Annotated in this window: 20 protein-coding genes and 2 pseudogenes; 18 read left to right on the top strand and 4 right to left on the bottom strand. The window is 58.3% G+C overall.

Annotation, left to right across the window (positions count from 1 at the left end; genetic code table 11):
* The first annotated feature begins 239 nt into the window (after positions 1 to 239).
* Both WGT02_RS38725 and WGT02_RS38720 read left to right on the top strand, forming a co-directional pair.
* A complete protein-coding gene (locus WGT02_RS38725) occupies positions 240 to 1,490 on the top strand; it encodes a hypothetical protein (RefSeq protein ID WP_225040622.1) in 1,251 nt (416 codons plus the stop codon).
* A gap of 480 nt (positions 1,491 to 1,970) precedes the next feature.
* Complete coding sequence (locus tag WGT02_RS38720; RefSeq protein ID WP_011654722.1) at positions 1,971 to 2,780, top strand: hypothetical protein; 810 nt, start codon at positions 1,971 to 1,973, stop codon at positions 2,778 to 2,780.
* Between the two features lie 8 nt (positions 2,781 to 2,788).
* On the opposite strand, the gene WGT02_RS38715 is transcribed toward WGT02_RS38720, so the two are convergent.
* Positions 2,789 to 3,277: a DUF488 family protein gene (locus WGT02_RS38715; RefSeq protein WP_011654721.1), complete on the bottom strand. Its 489-nt coding sequence runs from the start codon at positions 3,275 to 3,277 to the stop codon at positions 2,789 to 2,791.
* A gap of 267 nt (positions 3,278 to 3,544) precedes the next feature.
* Between WGT02_RS38715 and WGT02_RS38710 the strand changes: the two genes are divergently transcribed.
* A complete protein-coding gene (locus tag WGT02_RS38710) occupies positions 3,545 to 4,681 on the top strand; it encodes a hypothetical protein (RefSeq protein ID WP_225040620.1) in 1,137 nt (378 codons plus the stop codon).
* A 461-nt stretch (positions 4,682 to 5,142) separates the two neighbouring features.
* Here the strand turns inward: WGT02_RS38710 and pcaD are convergent, their stop codons facing one another.
* The gene (pcaD, locus tag WGT02_RS38705; protein ID WP_208245094.1) at positions 5,143 to 5,928 is read right to left on the bottom strand and encodes a 3-oxoadipate enol-lactonase; all 786 of its coding nucleotides are present in this window, start codon (positions 5,926 to 5,928) and stop codon (positions 5,143 to 5,145) included.
* Between pcaD and WGT02_RS38700 the strand changes: the two genes are divergently transcribed.
* Positions 5,902 to 7,053 (top strand): hypothetical protein, encoded by a 1,152-nt coding sequence (locus WGT02_RS38700; RefSeq protein ID WP_225040689.1) that lies wholly within the window; start codon positions 5,902 to 5,904, stop codon positions 7,051 to 7,053. The genes pcaD and WGT02_RS38700 overlap by 27 nt on opposite strands.
* Before the next feature lie 512 nt (positions 7,054 to 7,565).
* Here WGT02_RS38700 and WGT02_RS38695 read toward each other — a convergent pair.
* Both WGT02_RS38695 and WGT02_RS38690 read right to left on the bottom strand, forming a co-directional pair.
* Positions 7,566 to 8,204, bottom strand: a complete 639-nt coding sequence (locus WGT02_RS38695; RefSeq protein WP_225040687.1) for a DUF3800 domain-containing protein — start codon at positions 8,202 to 8,204, stop codon at positions 7,566 to 7,568.
* A gap of 720 nt (positions 8,205 to 8,924) precedes the next feature.
* Positions 8,925 to 9,106, bottom strand: a pseudogene (locus WGT02_RS38690) (DUF3606 domain-containing protein).
* A gap of 45 nt (positions 9,107 to 9,151) precedes the next feature.
* Here WGT02_RS38690 and WGT02_RS38685 point away from each other — a divergent pair.
* The 14 genes and pseudogenes from WGT02_RS38685 to WGT02_RS38620 all read left to right on the top strand — a co-directional run bounded on the left by WGT02_RS38685 (position 9,152) and on the right by WGT02_RS38620 (position 19,830).
* Positions 9,152 to 9,451, top strand: a complete 300-nt coding sequence (locus WGT02_RS38685; RefSeq protein WP_208245101.1) for an HNH endonuclease — start codon at positions 9,152 to 9,154, stop codon at positions 9,449 to 9,451.
* A gap of 95 nt (positions 9,452 to 9,546) precedes the next feature.
* Positions 9,547 to 9,984: a terminase small subunit gene (locus tag WGT02_RS38680; protein ID WP_208245103.1), complete on the top strand. Its 438-nt coding sequence runs from the start codon at positions 9,547 to 9,549 to the stop codon at positions 9,982 to 9,984.
* A gap of 37 nt (positions 9,985 to 10,021) precedes the next feature.
* Positions 10,022 to 10,762: pseudogene (locus WGT02_RS38675) on the top strand (terminase large subunit domain-containing protein); the annotation flags it as partial.
* Positions 10,763 to 11,413: 651 nt separating this feature from the next.
* Entirely contained in the window at positions 11,414 to 11,995 is a 582-nt protein-coding gene (locus WGT02_RS38670; RefSeq protein ID WP_375680030.1) for a hypothetical protein, read from the top strand.
* Positions 11,996 to 12,148: 153 nt separating this feature from the next.
* Positions 12,149 to 12,436 carry a GNAT family N-acetyltransferase gene (locus WGT02_RS38665; RefSeq protein ID WP_208245179.1) on the top strand — a complete coding sequence of 96 codons (288 nt, stop codon included), beginning with the start codon at positions 12,149 to 12,151 and terminating at the stop codon, positions 12,434 to 12,436.
* Between the two features lie 3 nt (positions 12,437 to 12,439).
* Positions 12,440 to 13,066: a hypothetical protein gene (locus WGT02_RS38660; RefSeq protein WP_208245107.1), complete on the top strand. Its 627-nt coding sequence runs from the start codon at positions 12,440 to 12,442 to the stop codon at positions 13,064 to 13,066.
* Positions 13,029 to 13,856 carry a phage tail protein gene (locus WGT02_RS38655; RefSeq protein WP_208245109.1) on the top strand — a complete coding sequence of 276 codons (828 nt, stop codon included), beginning with the start codon at positions 13,029 to 13,031 and terminating at the stop codon, positions 13,854 to 13,856. The genes WGT02_RS38660 and WGT02_RS38655 overlap by 38 nt, the downstream gene beginning before the upstream one ends.
* A complete protein-coding gene (locus tag WGT02_RS38650) occupies positions 13,793 to 15,217 on the top strand; it encodes a hypothetical protein (protein WP_208245110.1) in 1,425 nt (474 codons plus the stop codon). Before WGT02_RS38655 ends, WGT02_RS38650 begins: the two co-directional genes overlap by 64 nt.
* Before the next feature lie 8 nt (positions 15,218 to 15,225).
* Complete coding sequence (locus WGT02_RS38645; RefSeq protein WP_208245112.1) at positions 15,226 to 15,405, top strand: hypothetical protein; 180 nt, start codon at positions 15,226 to 15,228, stop codon at positions 15,403 to 15,405.
* Between the two features lie 35 nt (positions 15,406 to 15,440).
* Positions 15,441 to 16,501, top strand: a protein-coding gene (locus WGT02_RS38640; RefSeq protein WP_112334090.1) for an IS630 family transposase whose coding sequence is annotated in 2 segments (ribosomal slippage) — positions 15,441 to 15,933 and positions 15,933 to 16,501 — 1,062 coding nt in all. Because the reading frame shifts where the segments join, the coding sequence is not laid out codon by codon here.
* Positions 16,502 to 16,508: 7 nt separating this feature from the next.
* A complete protein-coding gene (locus tag WGT02_RS38635; protein WP_208245113.1) occupies positions 16,509 to 16,703 on the top strand; it encodes a hypothetical protein in 195 nt (64 codons plus the stop codon).
* Positions 16,703 to 18,466 (top strand): hypothetical protein, encoded by a 1,764-nt coding sequence (locus WGT02_RS38630; protein WP_208245115.1) that lies wholly within the window; start codon positions 16,703 to 16,705, stop codon positions 18,464 to 18,466. Before WGT02_RS38635 ends, WGT02_RS38630 begins: the two co-directional genes overlap by 1 nt.
* Position 18,467: 1 nt before the next feature.
* Positions 18,468 to 18,986, top strand: a complete 519-nt coding sequence (locus tag WGT02_RS38625; RefSeq protein ID WP_208245117.1) for a hypothetical protein — start codon at positions 18,468 to 18,470, stop codon at positions 18,984 to 18,986.
* Between the two features lie 286 nt (positions 18,987 to 19,272).
* Positions 19,273 to 19,830, top strand: a complete 558-nt coding sequence (locus WGT02_RS38620) for a hypothetical protein (RefSeq protein WP_208245119.1) — start codon at positions 19,273 to 19,275, stop codon at positions 19,828 to 19,830.
* Positions 19,831 to 19,946: the final 116 nt, after the last annotated feature.

Raw genomic sequence — 19,946 nt, 5'->3', positions numbered from 1 at the left:
TGAGGGCGAACAATGCTGGCATTCGGAAACATGTTGGACCTGGCGGGAATTGAACGAAGCACGGTCCGGCTGCTTCGACATCAGGACAACCGGCATGCCGGGTTCCGACACCCTATGCTTTATGGCGTGACCATCGCGAACGCTTCGAGGCATACCAGGCGACCCAATCCTTCGCCAGTGAGCCGAAACTGCGCGCGACCTACTGGGCCTCTTTCGTCGGCGTTCCCGAGCGGGAAACGTTGTTCGTTGGGCTATACGCAGCCCGGCTTCTCGGCCCATTGCCGGCCGATCGCCAGCACCCGATCACCGGCGGCATAGAGCCCGCCGGAAGCTGCAACGTTTACGAAGTTGATCGCCTGCCTTCGCTTTCCGAATACGCCGGCCGGCTCTGGATCGACTGGGGCGATAGCTATAGGTCCTGGATCCAGCGCGGTGACGGTAAGGCGAAGCGCCTAATCGAACTGCGGCGAACTCTAGGCGATCCTCCATTCCCCGGCTTTGCGGCCTTTATCGCCAATCTCTCCGATATCGAGAGCCTTCCCGCGACCTGGCAGGCACCTCTGTCTGCGACGAGCGGCATCTATCTTCTGACCTGCCCGAGAACGCGCGAGCAATATTTCGGCATGGCGTCGGGTGTCGACGGCTTCATCGGCAGGTGGCGCGAATACTTTGCAACGGGCCACGGCGGTAATGTCGGGCTTAAGAGTCGCGACCCCAGCGACTACCAGCTATCGATCCTTAAACGGTCGGCTCGACCGCGACGACCGCGGACCTCGGGGAGCTCGAACGACGCTGGAAGGACAAGCTGCAGAGCCGGGAAATGGGCCTTAACAGGAACTGACATGACAAAAGCAGATCAGATACGCTCATTAGCGGCGGATGGCCTGAAGGCGGCGGACATCGCTGCTCGATTGGGGATCCGCTATCAGCATGCCTACAATGTCATCAATGCCGGTCCGCGTCGGACGTTGGAAGCGGCGACCAAGCCGTCCCCCATCGGTCGACCGGAAACGCGCCCACAAAGCAAACCCGCGCTCACGACCGACATCCTGATCAGCGGCGGCTTTACACGGGTCGGACGCTGGATCATCTCGGGGGACAGCCTTGCTGTCGAAACGCCTGCGCCGAAGTCCAAGGGTGTCTATGCCTTCGTAAAAGCCGGCGTCGCGCTCTATGTCGGCGTCGCAACAAAAGGGCTCGCGGGCAGGCTCTATTCATATGGGCGCCCGGGGATCTCGCAGCGAATCAACCAGCGCCTCGAAGCCATCATCATGGCAGAGCTGTCAGGCCCTGAGGCCATTGAGATCTTCATAGCCATGCCTCCGGATCTCGAATGGAATGGCCTGCCGGTCAACGGAAGTGCGGGCCTTGAACTCGGATTGATCGAGAAATACTCGCTTCCGTGGAATATCCGCGGCGCCACTGCGCTCGAAGCCATAGCCGGCCCGGGTCAACCGGCGTTAGGCCGAGATCCGGGACAAAAAATGTAGAACATCGGAGAAATCAGCATAGCGACGGCCGCTCGGCCGGGATTTCGGGAATTCTCGACACGGCACTGCCGGAAGTAGCGCAGCCGCAGGAGGCTTAGCATAGCGCCGGTCAGCGGAAGCCGGGACCGACTGCGCCCGGCGGGGGCGTTCCGCTTCAGGCTGCTGCCTGGTCGTCCGAGACATATTCCCTCAAGCCGTCGAAGACTCCCAGTCTTTTTGGCGGAGCCTCCTTGACGCATCGTTGGGGCGGATCGGGGCCAGTCGATGACCATCGCTTCGATAAGAGGGCCGAGGCCGTCTCCTTCTTAATCGATCTCGTCAAACAAAAAAGCCTACGCGGTTGGGCGTGGCCACGGGCGCATAGACACAAGGTTGTGCGTTCTAGCTCAGATCGAAGCAACGCAGGATTGACCAATGCACTGGCTACAGGCGCTATTGCGCAACTCCTTGAAGCTGGGTTGATTCGCCCCGGAGAGATCCATGGCCGTCGTCGATGCTCGAATTCTTATTCTCTGCAAGACCTACCCGTCGCCGAGCGGAAAGTATGCGGAGACGACGTGTGTTGCTGGGATGGACGAGAGTGGCAAGCTGGTCCGCCTCTTCCCGGTTCCTTTTCGTCTTATTGCCACGGGTCAACAGTTTAAGAAGTGGCAGTGGATCCGTGCGAAGGTTGAAAAAGCGCGCAAAGATCATCGGCAGGAAAGCTTGACCATCAAGGTCGACACGATCGAAGGCGAAGCCGTCGTTCAGCCGGGCAAGGATTGGGCCGAACGAAGACACCTGATCTCGCCCATCCATGTCTACGATCATTTCGATAAGATAGATGCCGAGCAGCGGGCCAGCGGTATGTCGCTCGCCATGTTGAAGCCGGCGCGGATTCTTGGTCTGGATATCGAGCCAGTCTCGAATCCCGAATGGACCGAAGAGGAACTGGCGAAGCTAGTGCAAGAGCAAAAGCAGGGCGGTCTCTTCGATGATGAAGACAAGCCATCGATCAGGACCCTGCAGAAGCTTCCCTTCGACTTTTACTACCGCTACCAGTGCGGCGAAGGTCCAGGCGCGAAAATGTTCAGGCACAAGCTTGTGGACTGGGAGGTGGGTGCTCTCTATTTGAACTGTCATCGCTCCCATGGAGCCGACTGGGAAAAATACTTCCGGGACCAACTCGAAAATAAGATTCCAGCGAAGGACCTGATGTTTCTCATGGGCAACCAGCACCGGTTTCAGGACCAGTGGTTGATCATCAGCCTCATCTATCCGCCACATCTTGCCCAGGGGCTGCTGCTATAGCTAAAGAGCTACGACCGCTTCGGAAGCCGGTCCTGGTTTCGGATGTACCGTGCAGGATCGTCGCCGAAGAGATGCGTCATCTCGTATCCGAAAGCGCCCATGCGTTCGCCGACTATGAATCGGTGGCAGGTTTTCGGATCGCGTTCGAAGCAGAGGAGGCAGACCGCCTGCTCCTCGGAGGCGGTCGCGAGCTCTTCAATTGCCGCGGCTACTTCGGGAAGGTCAACATGCCCGGAATAGATCGAGCGGAACCGATCGTAGTCGCCCGCCTTCGCCGCTTCACGGCCTTCTTTCGGATCGCCAAGCTGCTGCATCGCGAGATACTTGATGCCGGCTTTTTCAAGATGCTCCCGCAAAGCGTTCTTGGAGAATCCCTTCTTGCGTGACAGGGGAACTGCCCGGACATCTGCTACCGCTTCGATTCCGACGGCGGTCAGCGTCTTCACGAAACGCTCGATGTCGGTGCCCTCGTAGCCGATGGTGTAGACTGTCTTCATGCGATGCTCCTTCTTCGCTCGTGATAGCGAGCGTCGCTGGCCTGACGCTTGCCTAGCGCGAACGCGCCTCGATACTGCATCGGGGAGGGGGCCGCCAGAGGGAAACGCCGATTTCCGCAAGGGCGGGTAACCTGGCCGCCGCTATTGACTTGCAATGCCGAAGACCTTCTAGCCCGAGTTTCTGTGGACGGCCCGAATCGCGCGTTTGCAGGAATCTTGGCCAGCCTTGTACCTTCCCGGTCGCTAAACGTTACAGGAGAGATGGAGATGGCACTGAAGTGGACCGCGCTTGGTGTCCTGCCGAACATTAACATGATGTCGGACGTCTTTGCAGGCGAGCACATGGCGCTGGTGGGCTTCCAGGATGATCGCTTCCTAGATGCCCTCGCCAACGGTCCAAACCTCCAGACCTTTCTCTCGAAATTCGAAGGCAACCACGGTCAGCGGCTAAGACCGAGCCTGCTGGTGAGATCGGATGCCTATCCGGATCGCCCGAACTCGGAGGCAATTTCGAGCTTCATGGATATAGTTGTCGCCTGTGTCGTGCTTGATGCCAGAGTGAGGGCGGTGACATGGCGCAGGAACGTCGGCCCGTTTCATACCGATGCCTTCGAGATCTACCCGTGGATGATCGACCCGCAGGGCAAGAGACTCGTCGCCGGTAACGCCGCGCTGTGGGCAATCCACGAACTCGACAAGTTCCGCGGCGCGGCGTCGGCGGCCGTTCCGGTCCAGGACGTCGGAAACGAGCCGGCGCATCCCCGGTTCTTCAAGCAGCTCCTCGCGCTATGGAAGTCCCGGTTCATCGACGGGCACAACGCTTGGACGTCGCGCGCTATTCTACGGTCTCTGAAAATGGCTGCGTCCGCGATGCGCCTGTCGTCTCCTACCGGTTCCACCGAATCCTTCTACGACTACGGTCGCGTCCTGTCCCTGTGGGTCAGCGCGTTCGAGATCCTCGTGCATCCCGGAGCGACCGGCAAGGCGACCCGTCAGAGGGTGCTCGACCTGCTGAAGTCCATTCCATGGCAGAGCGAGATGGCGAGGGAGGAGACACATTCGGCTGACTTCGGCGGCGGAAAGACCTTCGACCTCCGGCTCGCGAATGCGCTCTATATGAAGATGAATGACCTGAGGAACAACTTCCTTCATGGAAATGCCGTCGAACCAGAGGACTTCCGACTCAAAAACGGGACGTTGATCCTGTCCTTCCCGGCCGCAATATTCCGGATGGCTCTTGCGACAATACTGGGCGATCCGGATGGGGTGACATCGGAGCAGGTCATTGCGGGTGAAAAAACTCGAGAGGAATACGGCAAGCACCTGCAGGCGACGAGGTTCAGGAACGACTGCGAGGAATGCCTTCTGGCGGCAGTCAAACCGCAGACTCCCGACGACGAATAGCAGCTTCCGACATTACGAATCAATTGGTAATGTTATAACGTCGCATAAGCAGATTTATGGAACTTCTACAAGCGGACCCAACGACGATGAAATCCAGCTGATGAAGCGCGGCTAATGATGAACATCCCTGCTCGGAAGTCTTGGGGTGAGAGCGACAATCAGGAGCCGTTCAAATCAACGACCCAGGAGACTATCAGACCGCTTCAAGTCGGAATGCTGGCCGGAATGAGATCGGATGGATGGCCGGCTTGGTATCGGAATCTGCGGCAGACTTCTGTCGGAACACGCAGCCTAAGTAAGGCTCGATGCGCGATTGGGCGCAGCGGCCAATCGTTGATGATTTGACGCCAATCAGCGCGGTTCGCGACCACGTTCCGATCGATCGCCGCACAGGTCTGCTAAAGGCATTGAAGCTCCATCGCGCCTGAGGGATTTGCTCGACTATCGTCTGTCTCCATGCTCTAAAAAAATTCCAGGAGTGCGGCATTGAAAGCATGCGCCGACTCGATGTTGACGATATGCCGGCCCGGCAACGACAGATGCCGGCCCTGCTGCACGCGGGTGACAATATTTTTCAGGTCAGCTGGCTGGCACACCGGGTCGTCATCACCGGAAACGGCGAGCAGAGGGTTGGCGATCCGTTTGATGTCCTCACGCAAGTCGGCCCCGGCCAGAGCGGCGCAGCAGCCGATATACCCGTCGATCGACGTGGCGACAAAACTGTCGAGCACCTTGCCGACACCGCTGGGTTCGGCTGCGTTGAAACGCGGAGTGAACCAGCGTTCGGCGGTGGCGGCGGTCAGTGCCGCAAGACCGTTCTCCCGCACGGCGTCCATTCGCGCGATCCAGCTTTCGGCAGTACCGATCTTCGCGGATGTCGCGCACACAGCGATCCTGCCGAGACGCTGTCCGGCATGAATGCCCAGCCACTGCCCTGTCAGGCCGCCGATGGACAGACCGCAGAAATGCACTCGCTCTATTTGCAGCGCATCGAGCAGCGCAACGATGTCGTTGCCGAGGTCGGCCAATCCGTATGGCGGCGGCGGCGGCGAAGACAGACCGTGACCGCGACGATCATACCGCAGAATTCGGAAATGCTGCCACAGTCCGGCCACCTGCGCGTCCCACATGTGCAGGTCGGTGCCAAGCGAATTGCAGAACATAAGCCAAGGCTTGCTTTGGCCGTCAGCCGGATCGCTGTCGATGCAGTAGTGAAGGCGATGACTGGGAAGATCAAGATAAGGCATAAGTCAAATACTCACGATCTGGACAGTCGGCAGAACGATGATCAGTGGTGCCTAACTCGACGCCGACCAGGCAATCACCACCCGCACCCGGCTCGGCACATTCCGGACACACCCCTGCCGACGGCGATGCCCAGAGCCAGGCTTCAGGCAACGCCGGGGGTTCGGTCCGTGCGCTGCCGGAAAGACGATGACCAGCGGCCCGGCATTTGCGCTCGGAGTGGATATGACACCGGCGAAAGCAGCCGAGGGATTGCATCCGCTGATAACTTTACAGTGCCCCTCACCGCCATAGGCTGGGAAGTCATTGATCGCGAGCGCTGGCACGAGATTGGCGAGATGGTGAACAACTACCAGTCGCAGCCCTCCATGGAGACCAGACAGAAGAACCGGAACGGCGGAACGGACACTTCGGTCGGTACGTTGATCTTCCGTGATGGCAAACTCGTCCAATGGGGCGAGACAAAGAAGGGTTCGGCTTTGCGACCAGTTGAACGCCATCGCGGCGTTAAGGGCGGCAGCGCGCCACCCAGGTCGGAAGGCGCAATCCTGTCATATCTCGGACTGCGTGGTGCCGTCTCGCCATTCACCGCGTTGCCATACGAAAAGCCCATATCGAGTGAGCCTGCGATTCATGATTGCTACAGTCCGCTGCCACGAGAAGAACCTAACGCGAAGGACAGGCACGGCCGCTACGGCGTCAAGGAAGCGCGCGAAGTTCTGCGGTCCTTCAAGGTCGACGGCAGCGTGCCATTCGATCGGCTGCCATTCGCTGCGACCCGACACCCGGACGGCATCGTCACCGGTGAGCAGTGGATCGGTGGAGTGAAGAAACCAAAACCCAACGCGTCGGAGCCAGCTGGCAAGGAACCTGAATTCGTTCGTCAGGTCGAAACACTCTCGTACGTCGACTATCTGCGCCGACGCCTTGGACAGCACGCCAAAGTGCTTGATTTGGCCATCACCGATACTTCCGCGAAGGACATTGGCATCGCCATGGGATTGGCGCCCGCGTATGCTGAGAAACGCGGCCCGTCACTGATCGAGGCGGCGATTGATGCCCTGATTGAGCTTGACGAGACAGCACGCGGTGAATTCACACCCATCGAAGATAAAATTGCCGCCTGATGTCCGGTTAACCGCACCCTCAAGTCGTATTTTATTGAATGGGTTATCCCAGCGGCCGCCTCGTCGGCCGTTTTCTTTGAGGCGCTGTCGATCCGCGGACGTTGTAAACTCGCGAGTGTAGCCGGGTCAGCCTCATTCCCCATCTCCTGGCGCTGCCTCCTCCGGCGACGGGCGATCGTGCGGCTGCTCCACTGCGATCTGCGGTGTTGAGCGGCCGCTAGCGGTTTTTGGTGCTGCCTAGAACATCGCAAGAAGAAATTCGGACGAGGGTTTACAGGTGCGCATTTATGCGCATGTTTTTTACAGCGTTGTCGAAAAGCGTAAAATGAATTTGACGACTCCGTCATTTTGCACCATATCTTTTTATGCGTCAGGGAAAGTTTTCCCTACAGGGGAGGCGCGTTGCAATGCCGATCAGGAGGGGCCAGCTGGCACCGCTAGTCACTAGATGCGGACCAACATTACAACGTCGACGCTATCAGTCTGGGCCACCGTGAGGTGGCCCTAGTGATTCATTCTGCAGCCATTGTCATCCAAGAAGGTCTCGTCGTCGGCAGACCTGCAGATGAGACTATAATCCTTTTCGTTTGCACCAGAAGTCCGCACGCGGATGTGGTGTCAAAACCGCCGCCGGTCAACGCCTTGTAGACCGTGTTTGCGATTATGTCTGCGACTTGGATACCCGCAATCTCTTCGCTCCTGGCGAAATCGACGTTTGCCATAACGCCGTCTCGAGTGAGGCGCCCCGCAGCGTTAATAGCAAGCTTATCGTGAACGGGCCGCTTGTATCTGCCGCCATCCGCCACGATGCGCAACACCGGGGCATTGAAGTCGACTAGGTGATCGCACGCCTCTACAAGCATATCCTCAAAGATCTCGTGCTCCCGGTGCGACTTTGACACAATAGCTCCGAGAGCCGACGTCTTTTGGCACGTCACAACGGCGGCAACTTGATCAATTTCACTCAGCATGTCGAAGAAGGTCACCCGCTGCTTTTCCGTCAGCGAATTACCCTTGATTTCATTCGGCGCCTTGAAAGTCTTTCTGAGCCGCTTCATGAGACGGCCAGCATCGTGATCTGAAATGCGAACAGCGGAAACAAGAAACGAGTGCTCGTTCCCCCCGAAACCTCCGCTCTCATCACAAAAAATCTTCAGGACCGTAGCCTTAACCTTGCATTATTCATCATTTGTTAACTTGTGGCAATATCGGCTGCAAACACTAAATATAGTATTAACAGCTTATTATCGCCTGCCCGGACGTCACTTTTCGGACGTTAAAAATCGCACACGAAACCATAACGGGCTGTCATCCTCTCGTGGATGCAACACCCTGATTCTACGCTCGATTTTTGAAGAGAACCGGCCTCGTTAATTCCGGTCCAACTGCCGCAGCAACATCAATTGCTATTACGAAGCAAAGTGGGAATTGCGTCAAGGGGTCGTTTTTAACGAACCGTTCACCACAAGATGTTGTGGATCGGCTGTGGAGAACGGGGAAAAGCAAAATAATTTAGCAAAATCAATCCGTTGCGATCTGCGCTACCGTCGGGCCGGGGAAAAGTTGTGACCGTGTTGATTTGGTTGCAGCTTTGCCGAACAAATGCGGCAGACGATTCGTTGTGGCTTAAGGCTGGTGCACTCCCTGCCGTGTTTGCATCTAGAATCCTGCCCACGCAATCACCACATAAAGATTATGCGCCGGGCCCGTTTCCCAACGACCGGCGTATGAGGTCGGCTCGCGCGCACGCAGTGCTAGCGTTGAGCCGGCCGCTCCCCAAACGTCTGAATCACCTGGGCGCTGAAGTCGGCGCGCCGGTGGTGCGCGCGGCGGGTGAAGCGTAGCCAACACCCAGCTCCCCGCCGCTGCCGCTATTTCAGGCGACTGGCCGCCTTGTCGGCCGCGTCCCGGTCTGATCCGTGTTGCTTGATGATACGCTTCGCGTCTTCGGTTGCGATGCCGTGTTTCTTGGCGAAGTAGGCTACTTCATACGGCTCGCTCAGCGACACCGGTCTCGGTCCTGTCGCCCCTTTTTCGTTTTGTCGTCTGCCATTGATCGCTCCTTTGTTGCTGAGGCAGAACGCTGGCTTTCCCGAACATGGCCGCGACGAAAGATGCTTGGCACCACCTATATCAGCTGGCTGCTTGGCGGCGACTGAGGCGCTACCAGCTCGCGGCTCAACCTCTGTGCCAGTTTTGCCTGATCACCGAGGATGTTACTGAGGCAACCGTTGTCGACCACATCAAGGCACACAAGGGAAACCTCGAGCTATTCCATGATCCTTCAAACCTGAAATCATTGTGCAAGCCCTGCCATGACGGTCTCAAGCAACGCATCGATCGAGGCAAGACCGTGACCATCACGGGCATCGACGGATACCCCATCGAGGTCGGCTAGGGTGGGGGAGGTCGCCGGTCTGGCGACGTCGGCCCGCGTACCCGTGTCCCCCCTTAGCGTTATTGCTATTACAGTTTATTTCATAGGAACATTTCATGGCCAAGCGAAAGGCGCGCATTGATAGCGCGGCCGAGGCGGTGCGCGTAATGGCGAAAGCCAGCGCTGCGATCGTGCCTCCGGCCAACGTCCCACTCGACCACGAAGACTTACCGTTTTTCGAGAATGTGATCGCGGAGTACGCGCGCTCGGAATGGTCGAACCATCAGCTTGAGCTTGCCGCAATGCTTGCTCGCACGATGGCAGACCTGACGCGAGAGCAAAAATTGCTGCGGGACGAGGGCGGTATTGCCTACTCAGACAAAGGGACTCCGGTCGCTAACCCGCGGAAAAGCATAGTTCAGATGCACGCGGGCTCGATCCTATCGTTTCGGCGATCGCTGTCACTTCACGCGCGCGCGCAAGCGGGCGAGGCTCGGGACGTTGCGAAGAGGCGAGCCACGAAAGAGATAGAGGCGGACAATCCATTAGATTAGAGGATGACCTGTTAGCGCGACCCAGTTAGGTGCAAGAATGGCCAGCCGGCTGCCGGAAACAACGACGGAGGCAATCCAGTGCGGCCCTGTGCCAAAGCTGCGTAAGTGGCGGCACTTACCCACGCATAAGCTGTCGCGGGGTGAACGGGTTTGCCGGTTTATCGAATCATATCTTCTCGTCCCGGAAGGGACGCTTCTTGGCCAGAAAATCAAGCTAGAGCCCTTTCAAGAAGCTTGGATCCTGGCCGTCTACGATAACCCGGCCGGAACGTCTCGAGCTTATCTTTCGATCGCCCGCAAGAATTCCAAGACAGCGACGATTGCTTGCCTCTTGCTGGCACATATCGTGGGACCGGAGGCATATCAAAACGGAAGAATCGTATCCGGGGCTAGGTCGCGCAAGCAAGCCGCTGAAGTCTTTAACTACAGCGCCAAAATGATTATGATGTCGCCGGAACTTTCAAAGCTCGCAAGAATTGTGCCGTCAGCGAAAATGATCGTTGGGCTGGCAAGAAATGTCGAATACCAGGCAAGTTCTGCGGAAGCAAAAAGCGCGCATGGCGGCTCGCCTGTCCTGGCGATTCTGGACGAAGTCGGGCAGATCAAAGGCCCGACCGATGACTTCGTCGAGGCAATCGAAACGTCACAGGGCGCCTATGATGGCAAGGCTATGCTTTTCGCCATCTCCACGCAGGCCGCTACCGACAACGACCTTTTCTCACGATGGATAGACGACGCTGAGACGTCGAAGGATCCACGCATTGTCAGCCACATCTATCGCCAGGAGCGGTCTCGCACGGCCGGCGGCAAGACCTTTGCCAAGGATCTCGGCTCGCCGATCTGGCGGGCCTCTTACGTGACAAAGCTTGTGAGAGCCAACACTGTCGACAAGTGGCGGGCGATCCTTGCCAGCATGGATGGCGGAATCCAGACGTTCCTCGGCGTCAACCTATCCCGTTGCTACCCGATCGCCTATCCTCGTGGATCTTGGCCAACGGGCGATGCATTCGATGGGGCCGGCGGAATTACCGGTATCGATTCCAATCGCAAGGTGATCAGCGTTCAGGGTTTCCCTCCGGGGTTCAAGCTGTCTGAAGGCGACATAATACAGGTCGGAACTACCGACTTGCATTGGGTGCAGTCTGATGCTGTAGCAAACGTCTCTGGCGTGTTTCCGACACTTGAAGTGCGGCCGCACCTCTGGCCGTCGGTCGCACCCGGCACGGCAGTGAGCGTCAAGCGCCCTCACTGCATCATGTCCATTGATCCTGACAGCGTCAGCTCGCAGACTGACCTTTCCACCGGAATGGGCTCCATTTCATTCGACGCCTGGGAGGCCCGCTGATGCCTCGCAATATGACTGCCGCCAACGTCGCGGCCTTGCAGGAGCGCCGTCTCGTTGCACGTGACTTCCTCTGGATAGTCGCCCGTGATCGGACGACGGGCGAACTTGTGCCCGATGGCAGGGAGCGACTGGGGCGATGTTGCGGCCCAGGTCATCAATCCCGATACCGGCCTGACAGAAACCCGCAACTTCTACGGTTCCGGCACGCTGATTCAGATGAGCGATATTCCCCTCGTCAAGAATATGAGCGTGCAGAACATCACGATCCAGATGTCGCAGATCGATGACCACGTGCAGCAGCTCGTGCGCGATTATGACATTCGCCAGGCACGCGTGGAAGTCTATCGCGGTCTTTTCGATCCGGACACCAGGCAGATGGTTGCGCCGGCTGAAAACCGCTTCGTCGGCTTCGCGGATAATCTCGTCATCGAGACACCAAGCGAAAACGAGACGGGCGGCGTCAGTCTGACCTGTGTCAGCCATACGCAAGAGATGACGCGAGCCAACGCCGAGACGCGGAGCCATGAGACGCAGGTTCTCCGAAATGTCGGTGACACTTTCTACAAAGACGCAGCCACAACGCCGACGTGGAAAATCTGGTGGGGCTCGCAAAAGGGCGTGGTGCCTACGCAGAAGAAACGCAAGAAGTTCCTAGGGATTTTCTAATGGACATTTACGAGGCGCGACTGAGCGACCTGCCGGCGCTCGTTGCGCTGGCAGAACGTTTCCACGGAGAAGCGGGCGGCTCGTATCCCTTCAAGGTTGACCGCGTGCGCGCATTCCTTGGCCAAGCGATAGCGAAGTGCAGAATACCTCGCCATCGTTGCGGGCGATGCGCCTTGCGGATTCCTCATCGCGCGTGCGGGCAGCAACTACCTGACCGGCGAGCGCATGGCAGAAGAGGTGGCCATGTATGTGGATCCTGACCATCGCTCCGCAGGACTGGCCAGAGGACTTATCGCCAAGTTCGAAACGTGGGCCGCTTCATCGGGCTGCGCTGTCGTCAAGTTGACGGCGCAGCATTCGGCTCGGCCGGAAGCAGTGGCGCGGCTCTACTCGAGAAGCGGCTATGCCGCAGCCGAAACGGCTTTCATCAAAAGGCTTTAACTGATGGCAATCTCCACGGCTCTGGCGGGCGCCTATGCGGCTGTCAGCTCCTTCATTGGCGGCCTTGGCGCCTTCGGCACGTTCGCCTTGCGCACGGCCGTCGGCATCGGTCTGAGCCTCGCGGCGCAGGCTCTCGCAGGCAAGCAGAAAGATAATACGAACTTCTCCATCAACGGAGACATTCAGGGCGGCGGCGATCTTGCGCGTTCGTTCATCCTGGGCCGCTACGCGACGGCTGGCAGCCTCGTCTGGTCGAATACCTGGGGTAATGATGGAGATACGCCGAACGCCTGGTTTACTCAGGTCATCGCGATTTCCGATTTGCCAATCACCGGCCTCGTCGAGATCTGGGTCGATGGCAAGAAGGTGACCTATGATCCGGCCGGCAACAACAACACGGCCTTCGGTTATTCGATCCCGGATTACGAAAACAGCGGCCCGAACCTCTACGTCAAATTCTACAATGGCAAGCAGACGGCCGCTGATCCGGCGCTCTACACCTATGCCCAGAGCATAGAGCGCCCCTGGGGCGCGGACCGGATCGGCTACGGTGTGGCCTTATGCGGTTGTGCATGCTCGCGCGACCAGGAACATGTTCAGCGGCTTCCCGGCCGTGACCTTCGTCGTTGACGGCATCCCGCTCTACGATCCTTCGAAGGACTCCACCGTCGTCGGCGGCTCCGGACCGCAACGCTATAGCGATCCGTCGACCTGGGGCGGCGATGGCGACCGGCTTCCGGCCGTTCAGACCTACAACATCATGCGCGGCCTTCGCTTCGGAACCCGCTGGGTCTACGGTGTTCAGGGCCTGACGACTGCGCGGCTGCCGGTGCAAAACTGGATCACGGCAATCAACGAGTGCCGCAAGGTTATCGTTTCTGTCTCCGGTGACGGCACACAGTATCGATCGGGCGGCGAGATCTCCGTTGATCAGCCTGTCAATGCGACCGTCGAGAACCTTTTGACGGCGTGCCAAGGCTCGCTCTCGGAGATCGGTGGCGTCTATCGCCTGTTTGTCGGTGAGCCCGGGACGCCAACGATCAGCTTCACGGATGACGATATCCTGTCGACCGACGGGCAGACCTTCACGCCGTTCTACGGCTTGGCGGACACCATCAACGGTATCAACGGGACGTATCCCGAGCCGGCCAATGGATGGGTGACGCAGACTGCGCCTCCATACCTTCGGCCAGATCTGGAAGCGAAGGACGGCAACCGACGACTCCTGGCTGATGTGTCTTTTGACCTGGTGCCGTATGCCGAGCAGGTGCAGCGGTTGATGAAGTCGGCGCTCCTTGCCGCGCTCCGAGCTCGCCGACACACGATCGTGCTGCCGCCAAGCTTCTGGCGTATGCGGTGCCCGGCGAGGTCATCCAGTGGACATCGGTCCGCAATGGCTACGCGAACAAGTGGTTCGTGATCGACGGTGCAGTCGACCGCGGCAATCTCGATGTGATGGTCGACATCACCGAGGTTGATCCGTCAGATTACGATTGGGACTCGGAAACGGAGTTCCATCCGCCGGTTGATGGTGCCGTTGGCCCTGTCGTGCCGCAGCCTCAGCCAATTATCGATTGGTTCATCGAGCCGTACACGCTGCTCGATAACGCCAGCAACAGCCGCAGGCCTGCAATCCGCATGGTTTGGGACAACTCGCCGGGCGGGCTGGTTGGCGTCATCGGCGTGCAATGGGAGGTGCGTGATGCCGAAACCTTCGTAGTCGTCTATCGCGGCAACACCCTTCGCGCTGACGTCGGCTCTGTCATCATCGCGCAGAACCTCTTGCCGAATAATGCCTATGGCGTACGCGGGCAGCTCGTGCCGTCCGATCCCGACCGGCTCATGGAATGGAGCGACTGGCTCCCGGTCACGACGCCCAACGTCCGGCTGACGGATATGGATATCTATCTGCCGGGTGTCGTTGAGGGGGTTAAGGAGCTCGTCAACGATGCGACGGCATGGATCAGAGACGGGACCCGTCAGACCATCCTTGAGGCCCAGCGCATCTCACGCCTGCAAGCCGACGAGGACTTCGGCAAGTTCCTGGCGCGTCAGCAGTTGCGCACGGAAATGGTGCTGACGAATGGCAGCATCACGGCCAGCTACCTCAATGCCATCACGATCGCCACCGGGCCGAATTCGGCTCTGGCGCTGCGCCTGGAGGATCTGGAGGTCTATGTCGATACCACGGTCGCCACGGCGATCGACTCGCTGCAGGTGCAGATCGACGAGCAAGGCGATGCACTGGCGTCTGCTATCACCTCGCTTTCTGCCGCATCCAATACGGGTGACGTTGCGACGGCGAATTTCCGAATGACCTTGAACGCGGGGCCGTCTGGCTATGCGGCGCGTATCGGCGCGGAGGCACGCGCGGGAGGCGCTGGCAGCTTCAAGGCAGCGGCCTGGTATCTCGACGTCCCGAGTTCACCGTCGCAGCCCACGCGCTTCCTCGTGGTCGCCGAGCAGTTCGTTGTTGCCAACCAAGCCGACCTTGGCAACGTGAGCAACCCGCTCGTCTTTCAGTCCGGCGTGCTGTCACTGAACGTCGCAAATATCGGCACGGTCAACGGGCAGATCACCTTTGCAGGAGCCGGCTCGGCCAACGTCGGCCTGACGAAGGCCTATAGTTACGCACCTTTCATCATGCTCAAGTCGAGTATCGGGGTTGTTCCCGGTCACCCGAATCTATGGGCGACAATCAACGTCAACAGCTTCGTCGTGACGATCTCCACCCGGTTCGCCCACACGGTGACCTGGTACGCGTTCGACGAGCTCGTGTAGGAGCCGCAATGTCCGAAGAGAACAAAATCACTATTTCGCCGCAGGTGCAGCTTGTCGAGACGGCAGCGCAGAAGAGTTTTCTCGAGCAACGAGTGCTGATGCTGTCTCAGCTTCTCCACGACAAGGCCGAAGAGGTCTTATACCAGCGAGCGCAGAGTGCGACTCACTTGGGATTCCCGAATCGGTGAAAATCTGAATCCATGGGGCAAACGGGAGGTTTGCAATGGGTTCGGCGATTGCATTGCGCGATGATTTTGATGGTCCTGCTCTGCGGCAGTTCGCGAAAGGGACCAAGGATGCCGCTCAAGCGCGGCGGCTTCTGGCGTTGGCGGAAATTTATGACGGCGGCTCGCGTACAGATGCGGCCCGGATCGGGGGCGTGACCTTGCAGATTGTTCGCGACTGGGTCGTTCGTTTCAATGAGCACGGGTCGGCCGGGCTCCTCAACGGCAAGGCTCCCGGCAATCGGCCCAAGCTGAATGATGATCAGCGCCAGGCCTTGGCCAAGATTGTAGAGCGTGGTCCGATCCCGGCTATCCACGGTGTCGTTCGGTGGCGGCGCAAGGATCTGGTCCAATGGATCTTCCAGGAATTCCGGATCTCGATGGACGAGACCACGGTTGGTCGCGAATTGAAGGCTCTCGGCTTTGCCAAGCTGTCTGCCCGGCCGCGCCACTACGCCCAGAATGAACCCGAAGTGGACGCTTTTAAAAAGAGTTCCCTGCCGCATTGGCAGCCATCAGAAGCAGCCTCCCGAAGAATACCGAGATCGAACTCTGGTGGGCCGACGAGGCGCGCATAGGTCAGAAAAACAAGATCACCCGCCGATGGGCTCGCCGTGGCACCCGACCTTCAGCGCCGCTGGATCAACGGACGATGTGGGCGTACATCTTCGGTGCCATCTGCCCCAAGAAAGGTAAGGGCGCGGGCCTCGTATTGCCCTATTGCGATACCGACGCCATGAATCAACATCTGCTGGAAATCAGCCAGGCAGTCGATGACGGCGCTCACGCGGTCCTCATCCTCGATCAAGCCGGATGGCACGTCACGCCGAAGCTCAGCGTCCCTGACAACATCACATTGCTGTTCTTGCCGCCGCGTTCGCCTGAATTGAACCCTGTCGAAAACGTCTGGCAGTTTATGAGGGACAACTGGCTGTCGAACCGCATCTTCACAGACTACGAGGACATCGTCGCTCACTGCTGTGCCGCCTGGAACAAACTCGTCGCGCAACCCTGGAAGATAATGTCCATTGGACTGCGCGAGTGGGCGCATCGGTTTTGATCAATGCATGTTGGTATTAGCCCTACAGCGTGACGTTAACGAGCGCAATGAGGGCAATGCCGAGCTGGCAAGACGCGTCGAGGAACTGACGGCCCGCTTGCAAGCGGCCGAGGCAAACGCCGCCGAGTTCGAGCGGCAGCTTTATCTTGCCCGCAATCAAACACCATCGACGGCTGAAACCGAAACTCCAGAGGCGATCTAATGGCTGCTATTCTTCCGTCTTCCTACAAGGAGGGCACCGCAACGGTTGCCAACGGCAGCACGGCAGTAACCGGCATCAATACCTTTTGGGGAACTCCCAACGGTGAAGGCAACCCGATTCTGCCGGGCGACTGGTTTGGCGTGCATAAGGGCTATGCCATCCGCATCGCCTCCATCGAGGGCAACGGTGCGCTGACGCTGGCCAATCCTTGGCCCGGCCCGTCGCAGACGGATGCTGCCTACGAGGTCATGCTCCAGAGCGACAACGCCCGCATGGCGACGTCGACTCGTCAACTTCTGCAGCAGCTTATGAATGGCAACATAACGGCATTCTCCGGCTTGACTGGCCAGCCAAACACCGTGCCGTACTTTACCGGGCCGGGCGCTATGGGCCTGCTTACGAGGCAGGATCTGACGCAGGGCGTCAACTACGATGTGCAGGTTGATGCGCTTGCAGATCGCGCCGCCTATGACTTGCAGGTTCCGGGCTACGCTGTTTTGGTGTCCGACGTCGGCGACGGGCGGGCGGCTATATATTCGAAGGTAACGGCATCTTCCGGAGATTGGAGCGATCCTGCGTACATCACAGGACCGCGCGGCCTTAACTGGAAAGGCGTTTGGAGCGGCGCGACGGCGTACGAGAAAGACGACGCTGTCAGCTACAACAATGCATCGTGGATTGCGCTCGTCGACAACACCAACGTGGCACCTGTAGCGGGAGCCACCTGGGGCTTGCTCGCAGCGCGTGGCGCTACCGGAGCGACCGGCGTTAACCCCCGCGGGGCTTACGACAATGCTACGGCCTACGCGGTCACTGATTCCGTTCTCCACAACGGCTCGACTTGGATTGCAATCGCGGCGACAACCGGCAATGCCCCGCCGAACTTGCCCACCACGTCAAATACTTGGTGGCAGCTTCTCGCGCAAAAAGGCACGGACGGAACGGGTATAGGCGACGTCGTCGGTCCAGCCGGCGGTGTTGCTACAGATGATTTCGCGGCATTCAATTCATCCACTGGCAAACTCATCAAGAAACTTACTGACGTTCAAGTAAACGATCGTATTGGCATGGAATACCTGAAGGGTGGAGAGCTATCCAGATCATCTGCAACGGTGATCGGCATAGCAGTACTCGAAGGCAAAAAAAGTGGGGTATTCGTCAAAACCTCGGCCGCGTTCACGAAGCAGATCAATGCCGCTTGGGTTAAGGGCACGGGAAATGGTGGCCTAGATACTGGATCAATCGCGGCGAACTCAAGTTATCATGCCCATGCGATACGTCAGACAAGCACTGGCGACACGGACGTATTGATCTCAGGCTCGGCAACCGCACCAAATTTGCCTTCTGGTTGGGTTTTGTCTCAGCGACTTGGAGCACTCAGAACCAACGCTTCGTCGCAGATTATCGATTTCACTCAAGTCGGAAATCGAACAATATGGGCGACATCTGTGCTGGACTTCGCCTCTACCGCGACCCGTACGTTAGCGCCAATTGCAATAAGCGTTCCACTGGGTGTCCGCGTGCAGGCATTGTTCCAAGTCAAACCCATAGCCGCCAGCAGCCTCGTGGCCGTCGTAAACGTGGGTTATCAGGAATTCTATAGCACCACGACTGCCACCTACACTGCGCTAGAAAGCGGATATGACACCGATGTGGCGGGCTCCATTCCTCTTGGCTGCATCGGCAGTCCGCACGCGACCCTCCAATGGGAGTTTCGCACTCGCGGCTGGGTCGATGTAACAATCCCAAGAATTGGAGGGTAGTATGAACGTTTATTACGTCCAAAGGCGCGATGGGAAGATTGTTTCGGTGTCTCCGCTCCCTCAAGAGGGGTTCGATGATATCGCGGTGCCGATTGACGATCCAGAATTGGTCACGTTCTTCAATCCTCCCGGGCCGGATCCAGCGACGTTGAAGCAACAGCTTAAGGCATCGATAGACATCGCCGCTGAGACTGAACGGTTGAAATACATCACCGGCGGATCTGGTCAGGCCATGCCCTATCAGCAGAAGTCAGACGAGGCGAAGCGGTATCTGGCCGCCATCGAAGCTTCCGAGGCGCTGGAACTTTCCAGCTTTCCGCTGTTGGCCGCCGAAGTCGGGATTACCGCGCCGACCATCGGCGAGGTTGCGAACGTCATATACGCCGCATTCACGCAATGGCAGGTCATCGGCGGCGCGATCGAGGCCGTGCGCCTTGGAACCAAAGCCGCGATAGAAATCGCGGTGACCGTCGCCGAGGCAGAAACGGCAGCCACTGCCGCAAGTTGGCCTAACGCCTGACAGTCGCTTCCCGGCATTGACCGGGCGCCTGGAGCTGTTTGGGAGCTCCAACGACGGGTCTTAGTTTGGCGACCAGTCCCGTCCGACGCAGCATTTACAACCGGCACACCCGTCCCCTGCAGGGCGGCGAAAGAGTTGATCATCTGTCCGTTAAGTCCCCGGCAGATAGCCACACGGGTTGCTATATTACAATGCATTCGTACGAGTTGAGGTTGCAAACCTCGTCCGCCGCCATAGCTTGGTTATGATGGCTTGGGTTGCGTCATGACGAATCCGGACTTTTTTGATGGCCTGGACGGTGAAACTTCAAGATCGCGCTCTAACGATCACGACAGAGGCATTCGATGCTTTCATAGCGCATTTTGTACGCGATGAGGAGCTTCTTTCACGGATGTCTGAATCGTGGTGGCGCGACATCTTCGTACACATGATCGCCTTTGGCATCGACCCAACCGAGGTCATCGACGCAGTCCACGACGTAGAGGCCGGCAAGCCTAATAGCGATGTAACTGTGACGGAATTCAAAGACGAGTCGCTTAAGGCGTTATGGCACAAACATTACTTCTCGGCACGCTACCTCCCTGCCAATATCTTCCCAGCGCGTGGAAGGTACGGCCTCAATACCATGGTTGATGAAATCCTCGATCCGGTGAAATACCAAGTCATAACACCTCAGGCTATTGATGAGCTAGCGCAAGCAGTAGCAACCTTGCCGGTCGAAAAGCGCAATGTGGACGGAAAGATTACGGGAAAATGGGTGATATTCACCAAGAATGATGGGAAGAACTACTATCTCGGCCTCGCCCGGACGATCAGTGACCTTCAACAGGACTTTGATTTGTAGCGCTGGAGGTGCGGCGCGCGGAGACTTTGCCTTTCGTGGCCAGACAAGAAGCCCGCCGGGGTCGGGCGGGCTTCATAACGCATCACAGAAGAAACTGACCGCATCTCGGTCGGCCT

Origin of the sequence: Rhizobium sp. T1470 (genome assembly GCF_042140505.1) — a bacterium.
GTDB lineage: Bacteria > Pseudomonadota > Alphaproteobacteria > Rhizobiales > Rhizobiaceae > Rhizobium > Rhizobium favelukesii.
This window is presented reverse-complemented; position numbering and strand designations above follow the sequence as displayed.